Source organism: Cyclobacterium salsum, assembly GCF_010119245.1.
Classification (GTDB): domain Bacteria; phylum Bacteroidota; class Bacteroidia; order Cytophagales; family Cyclobacteriaceae; genus Cyclobacterium; species Cyclobacterium salsum.
This window is the reverse complement of sequence record NZ_WNKG01000016.1, coordinates 68,043-80,044: the sequence shown is the minus strand read 5'-3', so window position 1 is coordinate 80,044 and position 12,002 is coordinate 68,043. Positions and strand designations below refer to the sequence as shown.

Sequence of the window (12,002 nt, the reverse complement as noted above, 5' to 3'; positions counted from 1 at the left end):
AAACTAAGGGATTTCCATGAATTTGTGTGTTTGAAGCGAAATCCGCCAGGAGGGATTTTCTTTCACAAAATCAACGATCAACGGCATCATCTGTGTCGCTTTCGACCATTCCGGCTGTAAAAGTAAATTACAGGAAGCAGCAACCTTGGCAGATTCTTTCCGAGCAAAATCGAAATCACTTTTATTGAATACAACCACTTTCAATTCATCAGCCTTTGCATACATTTCCGGTACCGGCGCTTTAAATTTTTTGGGTGAAAGACAGATCCAATCCAGTGCTCCGGAAAAAGGATGAGCCCCGGAGGTTTCCAGATTGATTTTAAATCCCAGATCTTTTAATCTGCTTGTCAGTGGCCCCAGTTCGTACATCAGCGGCTCCCCACCGGTGATCACGGCCAATCTGCCCGGATAGGCCGCTGCCTGGTCTACGATTTGATCTATTTCCACCAGGGGCCAGCTACCGGCTTCCCAGGAATCCTTTACATCACACCACACACAACCGACATCACAGCCCCCCAGGCGTATAAAATACGCAGGCTGACCGGAATACACTCCTTCTCCCTGTATGGTGTAAAATGCTTCCATTAATGGCAATACGAATCCTTCCCTGACCCTGCTGTCTGCTTCTATTTTCATAATTTTTGATTAAGCGGGTAATTGAACCGCTGGTGATTACTAAAAAACGTCTGTTTTACTGGTATATTTTACCCTGAGCGGCAAGAAGGGTGTTGTATAACAACGAGGCAATGGTCATGGGACCTACCCCTCCCGGTACGGGTGTGATGGCCGCTGCTTTGGAAACCACTTCGTCGTACTTCACATCTCCCACCAGCCTAAATCCACTTTTCTTACGCTCATCCGGAATCCTGTGAATCCCAACATCAATGACGACAGCCCCTTCTTTTACCATATCTCCGGTCACAAATCCCGCTTTGCCAATGGCTACGATCAGAATATCCGCCGACTGAACAATCTCGCGAAGGTTTTGGGTGCGGCTGTGGGTTAGGGTCACGGTACAGTTGCCCGGATAATCATTCCTTGCCATCAGGATACTCATGGGGGATCCCACAATATGGCTCCTTCCGATGACCACACAATGTTTACCGGATGTCTCAATTTCATACCGCTTCAATAGTTGCACAATGCCATTGGGAGTGGCCGAAATATAGGCGGGCCATCCCAGGGTCATTCTACCTACATTGGCAGGGGTAAAGCCGTCTACGTCTTTTTCCGGCCGGATTTTGGCAGTTACCTTTTCAACGGAAATCTGTTTTGGCAGGGGTAACTGTACAATCAGCCCATCAATCTCCGGGTTTGCATTAATTTTCTCCACTTCCGCCAGCAATTGTTCTTCGGAAATCGTTTCCTCCATTCGGACCAGCGTAGATTCAAAGCCCACCTGTTCACAAGCCTTTACCTTGGCCGCTACATAGGTTTGGCTGGCACCGTCATTGCCTACCAAAATAGCCGCCAGATGTGGAGAACGCTTCCCTTCCCCTTTCAATAGGGCAACTTCCGCGGCAATTTCCTCCTTTATGGTACTAGAAATTTTCTTTCCGTCAATTTTTATAAATCCTTCTTTTTGTTCCATTTGCGCTCACTTTATTCCATACCCGTCGGGTATTTCAATTTCGTTTGGTTTGCTTGCAGGTGGCATTGCATGTGGAAAAAGACCAACCCTTTCCCGGAGAGGCACCTTTCTAATCCAATTTGAGTACCGCCATAAAGGCTTCCTGAGGCACTTCCACATTGCCTACCTGCCGCATCCGTTTTTTCCCCTTTTTCTGTTTGTCCAACAATTTTCTTTTCCTGGATATATCCCCTCCATAGCATTTTGCCAATACGTTTTTACGCATGGCTTTAACCGTCTCACGGGCAATTACCTTCGTTCCGATAGCGGCCTGAATGGCAATTTCAAACATTTGCCTGGGCACCAGTTCTTTCAGTTTTTCGCAAAGTCGTTTTCCCCATTCGTAGGCCTTGTCACGATGTACGATGGCAGACAGCGCATCCACCGGCTCACCATTCAGCATCACGTCCAGACGAACCATATGCGATTGCCGGAAACCGATCAGTTCATAATCCAGGGAGGCATACCCTCTGGAAATAGTTTTCAGTTTGTCAAAAAAGTCAAAGACAATTTCCACCAGGGGCATGTCAAAGGTTAATTCCACCCTGTCAGAAGTCAGGTAGACTTGATTTTTAATCTGTCCCCGCTTGTCCATGCAAAGCTGGATTACAGGGCCCACGTAATCAGCTGCCGTGATGATGGCTACCTTTACAAAGGGTTCTTCTATATGTTTGAACAAATTGGGTTCGGGCATGTCAGAAGGGGCATTAACGATCCGGAATTCATCGTTATTCATCATGGCCCGAAACTGCACCGAAGGCACGGTGGTAATCACCGTCATGTCAAACTCTCTCTCCAGTCGCTCCTGGATGATTTCCATATGAAGCATTCCCAGAAAGCCACAGCGAAAACCAAAGCCCAGTGCCGCTGACGTTTCCGGCTCCCATACCAGGGAGGCATCATTCAACTGCAATTTTTCCATGGAGGCCCGCAGTTCTTCAAAATCGGTGGTTTCTACCGGGTAAATCCCGGCAAATACCATAGGTTTCACGTTTTCAAATCCCTGTACGGTATTGCTACAGGGTCGTTTTACATGGGTGATGGTATCCCCCACTTTTACCTCTTTGGCGATTTTAATACCGGATACCAGGTAGCCTACATTTCCGGCTCTAAGCTGTTGCTGCGGTTTTTGCTGGATTCCCAAAATGCCAATTTCATCCGCTTCGTACTCCTTGCCCGTATTGACGAATTTGATCCGGTCACCCTTGTTGATGGTGCCGTTAAATATACGAAACAATACCTCCACGCCACGGAACGGATTGTAAACGGAGTCAAAAATCATGGCCTGCAGGGGGCCTTCTTCATCTCCTTTTGGAGCGGGGACTTTTTCTACTACCGCATTGAGAATATCTTCGATGCCGATCCCTTCTTTGCCCGAAGCCAGGATAATGTCTTCCCGGCTGCAGCCAATCATTTCCATGACTTCTTCTGCCACCACTTCGGGCTGGGCACCAGGAAGGTCGATTTTATTGAGTACCGGTATGATTTCCAGGTCATGCCCAATGGCCAGGTAGAGGTTGGAAATGGTCTGGGCTTCTATGCCCTGAGAGGCATCCACGATCAGCAGTGCCCCTTCACAAGCGGCAATAGAGCGGGATACTTCATAGGAGAAATCCACGTGTCCCGGGGTATCGATCAGATTGAGGGTATATTCCTCCCCTTGATAGGGGTATTTCATCTGGATGGCATGGGACTTAATGGTAATGCCCCGCTCCCGCTCCAGGTCCATACTGTCCAAAAGTTGGTCTTGCATCTCCCGGTCGGTCACGGTATTGGTGAATTGTAAGAGCCGGTCGGCAAGGGTACTTTTGCCATGGTCGATATGGGCAATGATACAGAAATTTCTTATTTTTTGCATGTTCATACTGGGTGCAAAATTAGTAAATCCCCGGCGTTTTTATAGGTTTTGCTGATTTTAATTAGAAGTAGGCCTTTCGATTGGTTCACCACTGATTCGCACAGATTTTCACAGATTTTTTAGGTACCAGGATTGACCCATTTTTTCTTTTATTTATCTGTGCTAATCGGAGTAATCTGTGGTGCATCCTTTTTTTAACCACGGATTCGCACAGATTTTCACAGATTTTTTAGGTACTAGGATTGACCCATTTTTTCTTTTATTTATCTGTGCTAATCGGAGTAATCTGTGGTGCAACTTTTTTCACCACGGATTCGCACAGATTTTCACAGATTTTTTAGGTGTCAGGATTGACCTCACTCAGTAGCATTCTCCACCCATTTTTTAATCTGTGTTAATCTGCGTTATCTCTGGTGCAACTTTTTTCACCACCGATGTACATCGATTTATTTCTATTTATGAGCCGAATGAGCATTTTATTCAACTCATAATTTTGTTATATTTGAGCCAAATAACGAAAATAATCGGCTCATGCGGTATAATTGGCAACTAAAAGACTGGCCCCGTTTTCACTATCGTTTAATCGAAGTAGAACCACTGCTCTTTGCGTTTTCCGAAAAAGCAGGCCATGTCAGTGGCCTTTTGAAAGGGTTGCCAAAAGAAACGCAAAATGACGCCATTATTGATCTGATGGTATCCGAGGCCATTAAAACATCTGAGATTGAAGGCGAATATTTGAGCCGGCAGGACGTTGTTTCCTCTATTCGTAATCAGCTGGGTTTGGGACAGCAGCAGGTGAATGATTTGCGGGCACAAGGTGCTGCCGCACTGATGGTGGATGTGCGCAGTACGTTTCACGAAGCCTTAACGGAAGAGAAACTTTTCTCCTGGCATCGGATGATCATGCAAGGCAGTAAAGCTATCACCGTTGGTGATTGGAGATCTCATGAAGAGCCAATGCTGGTCGTATCCGGAGCTTTAGGAAAAGAAAAAATTCACTTTGAGGCCCCTCCATCCAGTATTGTCCCCAAGGAAATGGACGGATTTACCAATTGGTTTAATGAAACAGGACCAGGGGGCAAAAAAGAAATAAAAAAGCCCGTGGTGCGTGCTGCCGTCGCTCATCTATACTTCGAAACCATTCATCCTTTTGAGGATGGAAATGGCCGCATCGGCCGTGCCTTATCAGAAAAAGCCTTGTCACAGTACTTCAAGCGACCTGTTCTTTTAAGTCTTTCGCAGGCGATAGAAGCGAACAAAAAAGAATATTACGATGCATTACAGAAAGCACAGCGATCCAATGAAGTGACACCCTGGATTGCCTACTTCCTGTCTATGGCAATGACGGCGCAGGAGCAGGCGGAAAAGTTAATTGATTTCACCCTAAAGAAAACCCGGTTTTTTGATCGGTATACCGCTCTCCTAAATGAAAGACAGCTAAAAGTAGTACGTCGGATGATGGAAGAAGGACCAAAGGGATTTGAAGGAGGCATGAGTGCCAGGAAATATACGGCCCTTACCAGGACATCAAAAGCCACCGCTACAAGAGATTTACAGGATTTGGCCGAAAAACAGGTCTTTCTTTCCACCGGAGGAGGCAGAAACACAAACTATTCGCTTAACCTGAATGATTCCGGGGAATAGTGAATGCGCACAAATCCCACCTGGTATCCATTGACAAACGAAATCCGAGGCGTTTGTAATGCCGGATCCATTGAAAAGACGTAAGGAATTTCGTTCTTTAAAAGGTTCAGGTTGAGCCATTGCAATTGGCTTTTAGGCGTGTCTTATCTGTTTACAAAATTAAAGATAGCAGGGTAAAGTGGAATACTTCACCCGGATGTGTATGCGATCTAGTATTTATTGGTTTCAACACATGGACAGGAAAAAATCCTAGAATAAAAAGTGCCGGAGAGACGGTTTGTACAAAGTGAACTTGACGGGAGGATTATAAGTCAGGCATTACATCAAGAAAAGGACTCCGAAGTTCTTTTAGCTTGTGATAAAAAAACCTACTGCTTATTTTAACTTTTCCTTATCCTTGAGGATTGCCACCACCTTCTCCTCTGACAATTTGACAATTTTGGCTATTTTTGCCGTTTCAAATCCCTCATCAAAAAGGCTAACAATAACCTCGTTCTTTTCTTCAATTTTCCCTTTCTGAATTCCTTTTTCAATAAGCATCGTATAGGTTGTCATAATTTTCTCTTTTAAAGGTTCGGGAATTGATTTTATAGTTTCGCCCAATTGAGCTTCTGTAATTTCGGATACATTCAATGCATATACAACGATCATCTCTAAAAAGTTCATTTTAGTATCTTCTATCGGCAATAGACGGAAGATTCTTTCGAAATCTTCCTTCAATTTTGTCGGATTGATGCGCCACTGCTGGGCAAGTATTGCCGCTCCCATCAAATTATTTCGCATTTCCATAAGCTGGTCCTTACTGATCGTTTTCAGGTCTATGAAGATCGGGTTAAGTGTTGGCATATAGTTTCTTATCTCCTCCGGGTAGTTTTTAAATAGGTCTGAGAGATTTCCGACTTTCCAGTTTTTCTTGCCTTGATAGTAAATTATCGGAATGATGGGTTTTGGTTCTTTATTTTCTGTAAGACATTTTGTCCAGTGCGCAAACATATAATACCCTACTTGAAAAAGCACGTTGCGGTCTGGTGATGATTTGTGTTCAAAGAGTAGAACAACATCCGTTTTGACCGAATTATCGGATTTAAGGGATACTTCAAATACGAGATCCGAAAAGTGCTCTTTTAATGCTTCATTGATATAGGTTTCCTTTAGGACAGTAAGGGATTCAAAATTAATATGTTTCACCAATTTCTCTGGCAAGAAACACTCTAAGAATGCCACAGCCCTTTCAGCGTCGGAAAATGACTCCCTGACGAAGGCGTCGTGTATGTTGTGGTAGCGTTTTGCCATGATACAAGATATAAAAAAAAGTGTATTTAGTGTGTTTTTTGTTTCCGCTTGATTCCGGTAGATGGGTGGTTTTAGGTGATGATTACCATTTGAAGAAATAGAATACGAACGATTACCTTTCCGCTTTGTACCCCCCTGATTTTTGCCGATAGCGGCTGTCGTTTTTCCTCGTTACGCCCACCGCAATACCTGTTGGCATTGGTTATTCTTTCTTTAGGATGCCCTCGATTTCCTCCAAAAAATAATCAGCCATACCAATCTGCGCTCGTTTGACGGGGAAACCATCTTTAAGGTGAAAGGAGTGCAATACATCATAGGTCGCTTGAATTGAATCCAAACGGTTTATTCGGTAAAAAAGAAATTGTGGGTCATGGTATACAGGAAAGGGAAACTCTAAAGCCGCAAGTTCGCGGACTAGCTTATGCTTGTCCTGACCTGAACAATAAAAAATAAATCCAACCTCTGGAAATCGATCTTTTAATTCGCTCCAACGAAACTGTTTTTTTATGGGAAAAAATTCTGTCTATCAAAATCGTGAAATACCACGACCTGGTGCTTGCATGCCATGCAGATGCTATCTCGTTCTGATTGAAGGTTGACTACCTCAAGTTCATTAGGGAGAATCATCCTCTCCGATTGGGTAGTACACGCCAAAACAGCTAAAAATATGACAGTATGTATCCCTACGAAGAATTTTCTCATGGAAGGTCAGGTATGGTTACGTGTAGGATAATAGGATAATCGTAGTACAAGTACGGAAGGCTTAACTCTAAGGTCCATACCAAGCAAATTCTCATTAAGCGTTTCCATAGGTGTCCATTTCTGAATGGAAATCGAATTCTTCTCGATTGATTCAAAATCATCCAGGCCGAACGTAGGATCGCATTTCCCACCTTCGCCAGTAGGAGTGGAACAACTCGTTGCGATGCAAAGTGCCAAAACACCAGTTAAAGTAAAGCAGATTTTTTTAGGTACCAAAATTGGCCTATCCTCAAATAATTAATCTGTGCGAATCTGCGTAATCGGTGGTGCGCCTTTTTCGCTCGCACCAGGTTATCCCCGATTAGCTCCGTAATTAGTGGTACCAGTATCTTGCAGGTTGGATTTGTTTACAGAATCGCAGATATTTGGGATATATTGAAAGTTAGTCGGTGAAAATGACCCATTTTGGGCCGGGAATCTGGCTCCGCATCCATCCGGAGCAGGACTGAGAAATCACCGGCAACAAGAAGAAATACCGGAATTTAATGAATAGAAATGCTTTTCTTTGTGTGGCAGCCGCCCTGTTCTTTTGTGGCAGCCTCCTTTCGGGGTCGATTCCCAAAGATCCGCCCAAAAGGGGAAAGGTAACGGTGTCTCCCAACCGCACGCTCAATTGGGAGGATTTTAAACAGGTGGAAGTCATCCGTGGCAAAAGCAGTATCAACGCCATTTGCCTCAGCACCTGCGAAGTGGAGATCCTGAAGGTACATACCTATCCCGACCACGTAAAACTGGAAATCAATGCCAAAATCCACCTTCAGAAGGACCTGTCTCAGGTGAGTCAAGATTTTTTGAGCCGCTCGGACGAGGCCACCAAAAAACAGGTGTTGCACCACGAAAACGGTCATTTTGCCATCGCCCAGATCATCGGTCACCGCATTGTCCGGGATGTAAACGGCCATGCATTTGATCCAAACCAGTACAAAACCCAACTGAACGGCATCATCCGGGAAAACTTCAAAAACTGGAAAAGATTGGACTCCCAATACGATGCCCAAACGACCAAGCCCAGAGATGCGGAGGCACAAAAACGCTGGGATGCATTTTTTACCTCAGAACTGCTGGACCTACGGCAGCAAATCTACCCCTAAGCCATGAAATCGAGCATGACGAGAACGTCACCCAGTGGGATGATTATAAAGCATGCGAGATTCTCCCGATTCAGGATCGGGACAGGCTATGTGGCGACTCAAAAACCATTATAAACACATGAAATCCATCGCCGAAAAAAAGAAAAACGAGCACCTGATCGAATACATCCTGTACTGCTACCGCATGGAAGACCTAATCCGTGCCTATCAGTTTAACATGGAAGACCTGGAGCAGTATGTTTTGACGCACAAAAACGTAAGCCAGCAAGACCGGACCGAAAGCAAAGCCTGGCTGACCGATCTGGCCGATGACATGAAAAGGGCCGGATTAGAGGAAAAGGGTCACTTGCCCGAAGTGCAAGCCCTGGTTGACCGGCTGGCAGAATACCATTGGAAATTACTCAAAACGGATCCCGACTACCTGTCCCTCCACCGCAAAGCTCGGCCACACCTACTCAGGCTGCTTTCCGACCTAACCGATGAAAATCCCGGTCACGAAATTCAGATTTATATCCACACCCTCTACGGGTTGTTGCTGAGTAAATTAAACGGTAAAAAAGCCCCCGAATCCGTTGAAGAAGCCGCTGCCCGATTTGGGGAAGTGCTTTCCTATCTGGATGCGCGGTTTAGAGCTTCCGAACAGGCCTGAAACCGGGGCTTACGGCCCGCCATCCCAGTACTCGTACACACTGTGGTAGCTGTCATTTGCCTGCACGTGATCCAGGAAGGCCTGGTAAAAAGGATGACTGCCGATGGTAGCGCTATCCCCCAATACGATGAGTTTGCGCTTCGCGCGGGTGAGTGCTACATTCATCCTTCGGGTATCGCTCAAAAAACCGATTTCTCCCTGGGGATTGGAGCGGGTGAGGCTGATCAGGATGATGTCCTTTTCCTGTCCCTGAAAGCCATCTACGGTATTAATGGCAATGTTTTCCATCTTTTGTTTTAAAAATAGCCATTCCTCGCTTTCATCCAAGTACTCCCGAATCAAACGGACTTGCGCCCGGTACGGGGCAATAAGGCCGACCTGCCAGGACTGTTTATCCTCCTTCATCCAACCGATTTTCCGGATCAGGGACTGAAGCAATTGGAGCGCCATCAGGGCTTCTTCTTTATTGGCGATACTTATCGTTTCCCGATCCTGGTGTTCCAAAAAACCGCTACCGGCCGTATCGATAAACTCCATTACCGGTTCGGATGCACTCAAGTAATGAAAGGAAGTATTGGGAGCTGCCGACAATGCTCCCCCATAGAACAGCTTGTTGGAAAATGCCATGATTTTCTCCGGCATGCGGTATTGGATGGATAGCATACTGGATGCACCTGGCTGCCTGGAAATGGCTTTTTCAAAAAGCGTCTGCTGCAATCCTTCCGCCGCTTTCCGGGACTTAATGGTGGGGGGTAATTGGCAATGATCTCCTGCCATGACCACCTTATCGGCCTGTAACAAGGGAATCCAGGAAGCGGGTTCCAAGGCCTGCGCCGCCTCATCCAAAAATACCACCGGAAACCGCCTACCCTTTAATAGGGAGCCGGCAGAACCCACCAGCGTGCAAGCGATCACCTGAGAGGAATCCAGCACAGACTGCACCATGTAATCATAAAGCTGTCTGGCTTCGTCAAAGCAGCGACGCGCCTCCCGTTGTTGAAAACTTCTTTTTTCCCTTTCGGCTGGGCCAAAGCTTCTCTTAAACTTTTGGGCATTTCGTTTAAATTCTTCCCCGGATTTTTTTAGTTTTTTATAATCTTTGAAGGAAGGGTGGGCCAGCACTTTTGCATCCAGGGTTTGCTGAATGAGGTTTTCCTCCACGCGGGAAGGATGCCCTAACCGGAGCACATCGAGCCCTATATCTGATAGTTTTTCTACTAGTAGGTCCACGGCAGTATTGCTGGGGGCGCAAACCATCACCTGGGAAGTGGACGTAACCGCAGCTACTACGGCCCTAACCAGACTGGTAGTCTTTCCTGTACCCGGAGGTCCATGCACGATGGCCATATCTTGGGCTCGGAAAATCAGATCCAGTGCTTCATTTTGACTGCTGTTCAGGTTTTCATCCATTTTCCCTGAAATTTCCGAAAAAGCAGGTCTCACCTGGCCCAATAAAATATCCCGCAGCTGCGCAAGGCGGTTATTTTCAGCCTGCATGACCTTCTTAATGGCCTTCTCCATGACTTTGTACGACGTTTCATCAAATAGCAGTTCAACTCCAAGTTTTCCATCGTTAATCCAATCGGGTAAATGCCCGGTGTGAAGACTAACCGTCATCCGATTTTGCTTCACATAGTTGACCACCCCGTTCAGGTATTCCGAACGAAGGTCATTTTCACCCGAATTGGAGAAAAAGCTGATGGATTTCCCCGACTGAAAGCCATGACCCTGAGAAATTTCTGCGGTGGAAATTTCAATTACCAACTGATCAGAAAACGCCCACTTGACCTTGACTAAACTTACTGGATACCAACACATTCCAGTAGAAACTTTCTCTTTGATAGACTTTCTATACGTAAGGTTTCGGAATTGATCCCGGTCTTCCTGCCATTCTTGCAGTAAAAGTTTAGTAGTATATGCTAATTCTTCCTTTATATTTGTCATTTGAATTTTTCCAGGTGAGAGCCCAAGATTAAGGAAAACATTTCTATTTACCAGAAATTAACAGTTGAAGACGCGGTGAATTTTCTTGCTCATGCATATTTATCTTTTGAACGGCCGAAAGTCCTGGTGGGCAATTTTATTGGAGATTTTGTCAGGGGGGAATTAGAAAAGCAATTTGAAAAAGAAATTGTTTTCGGAATTCTCCTGCACCGGGAAATCGATGCCTATACCGACAGGCATCCCCTGGTAAAACAGGCCCAGGAGTTATTGAAGCCGGCATTTCATCGATACTCATTGGTGATAACGGATATGTATTACGATCACTTTCTATCAAGAAACTGGAATGATTATCATGGCCAAGGTATTACTTCATACACCCATTGGGTATATGAAGTAATTGCCTCCCACAAACCCATCCTTCCAAAAAAATTTTTATACCCTTTCAAATACATGCGAAAAGAAAACTGGTTGGAAGGATATGGCGAAATGGAAGGGCTGCAACGTTCTTTTACCGGACTCTCCTATCGGACTTCCTTTAAATCCCGGATGGAGAAGGCCCCCGAGTTTCTCGAATCGCACTACGATTTTTTTGAAGATAACTTCAAACACTTTTTTGAGGATTTGATTCTGTTTTCAAAAGAAAAGTTGGACCAAATAGAACTAAACAATGGTGACCTGTAAGCCCAAAAGAAACACCTACCTAAGCCTAAGCCTGATCGTCCTTGCTTTGATTGCAGGACTGGCCTATTTGCTCAACGATTTTTACAGTAGCCGGGAGTTCCCCCTTCTGTTTTATTTGGCGGGCACTTCCATTATCACAGTGGTGATACTCCTATTGCTAGTGAAAATGATGGCAAGTTATAAATTTCTAGCTGCAGGAAAGGACAGGATTTCCTTGTGGATGCCGCTCAAGGGATGGAGAAAGACGTACTCACTGGAAGAAATCCTCGCCTGGCAGGAAGAAGAAGTAAAAGCCAATCAACGCGTTTTTAAGCAATTGATTTTGGTGTTTTCGGACAAATACTCCTTTACGATCAGCAACCACGAACACCATGGATACGAGGATCTCAAAAAATATTTAGCCCGAAAAGTAGCTAAAAAACGGGTTAAAAATTAAACCTCCTTTCTATT

General features: G+C 45.2%; 11 protein-coding genes. 5 read left to right on the top strand and 6 right to left on the bottom strand.

The genetic code is table 11. The features are described 5' to 3' along the window. Positions 1-3: 3 nt before the first annotated feature. The 3 genes from GJS45_RS21895 to lepA all read right to left on the bottom strand — a co-directional run bounded on the left by GJS45_RS21895 (position 4) and on the right by lepA (position 3,494). Positions 4-630, bottom strand: a complete 627-nt coding sequence (locus GJS45_RS21895; protein ID WP_394366607.1) for a 7-carboxy-7-deazaguanine synthase QueE — start codon at positions 628-630, stop codon at positions 4-6. Between the two features lie 61 nt (positions 631-691). Then, positions 692-1,591: a bifunctional 5,10-methylenetetrahydrofolate dehydrogenase/5,10-methenyltetrahydrofolate cyclohydrolase gene (locus GJS45_RS21890; RefSeq protein ID WP_162344025.1), complete on the bottom strand. Its 900-nt coding sequence runs from the start codon at positions 1,589-1,591 to the stop codon at positions 692-694. A 109-nt stretch (positions 1,592-1,700) separates the two neighbouring features. Then, positions 1,701-3,494: a translation elongation factor 4 gene (gene lepA / locus GJS45_RS21885; protein ID WP_162344024.1), complete on the bottom strand. Its 1,794-nt coding sequence runs from the start codon at positions 3,492-3,494 to the stop codon at positions 1,701-1,703. 525 nt (positions 3,495-4,019) lie between these two features. On the opposite strand from lepA, the gene GJS45_RS21880 reads away from it, so the two are divergent. Then, a complete protein-coding gene (locus tag GJS45_RS21880) occupies positions 4,020-5,132 on the top strand; it encodes a Fic family protein (RefSeq protein WP_162344023.1) in 1,113 nt (370 codons plus the stop codon). A 375-nt stretch (positions 5,133-5,507) separates the two neighbouring features. Here GJS45_RS21880 and GJS45_RS21875 read toward each other — a convergent pair whose 3' ends face one another. Then, a complete protein-coding gene (locus GJS45_RS21875; protein WP_162344022.1) occupies positions 5,508-6,425 on the bottom strand; it encodes an Rpn family recombination-promoting nuclease/putative transposase in 918 nt (305 codons plus the stop codon). Positions 6,426-6,627: 202 nt separating this feature from the next. Beyond that, positions 6,628-6,762: a hypothetical protein gene (locus GJS45_RS23980; RefSeq protein WP_262887956.1), complete on the bottom strand. Its 135-nt coding sequence runs from the start codon at positions 6,760-6,762 to the stop codon at positions 6,628-6,630. A gap of 910 nt (positions 6,763-7,672) precedes the next feature. Between GJS45_RS23980 and GJS45_RS21870 the strand changes: the two genes are divergently transcribed. After that, a complete protein-coding gene (locus GJS45_RS21870) occupies positions 7,673-8,278 on the top strand; it encodes a DUF922 domain-containing protein (protein WP_235954918.1) in 606 nt (201 codons plus the stop codon). 52 nt (positions 8,279-8,330) lie between these two features. Further along, a complete protein-coding gene (locus GJS45_RS21865; protein WP_235954917.1) occupies positions 8,331-8,927 on the top strand; it encodes a DUF4924 family protein in 597 nt (198 codons plus the stop codon). Positions 8,928-8,936: 9 nt separating this feature from the next. Here the strand turns inward: GJS45_RS21865 and GJS45_RS21860 are convergent, their stop codons facing one another. Further along, complete coding sequence (locus tag GJS45_RS21860) at positions 8,937-10,871, bottom strand: AAA domain-containing protein (RefSeq protein WP_162344020.1); 1,935 nt, start codon at positions 10,869-10,871, stop codon at positions 8,937-8,939. Between the two features lie 75 nt (positions 10,872-10,946). On the opposite strand from GJS45_RS21860, the gene GJS45_RS21855 reads away from it, so the two are divergent. Then, positions 10,947-11,552: an ACP phosphodiesterase gene (locus GJS45_RS21855; RefSeq protein ID WP_162344019.1), complete on the top strand. Its 606-nt coding sequence runs from the start codon at positions 10,947-10,949 to the stop codon at positions 11,550-11,552. Further along, entirely contained in the window at positions 11,539-11,988 is a 450-nt protein-coding gene (locus GJS45_RS21850; RefSeq protein WP_162344018.1) for a hypothetical protein, read from the top strand. The genes GJS45_RS21855 and GJS45_RS21850 overlap by 14 nt, the downstream gene beginning before the upstream one ends. Positions 11,989-12,002 lie beyond the last annotated feature (14 nt).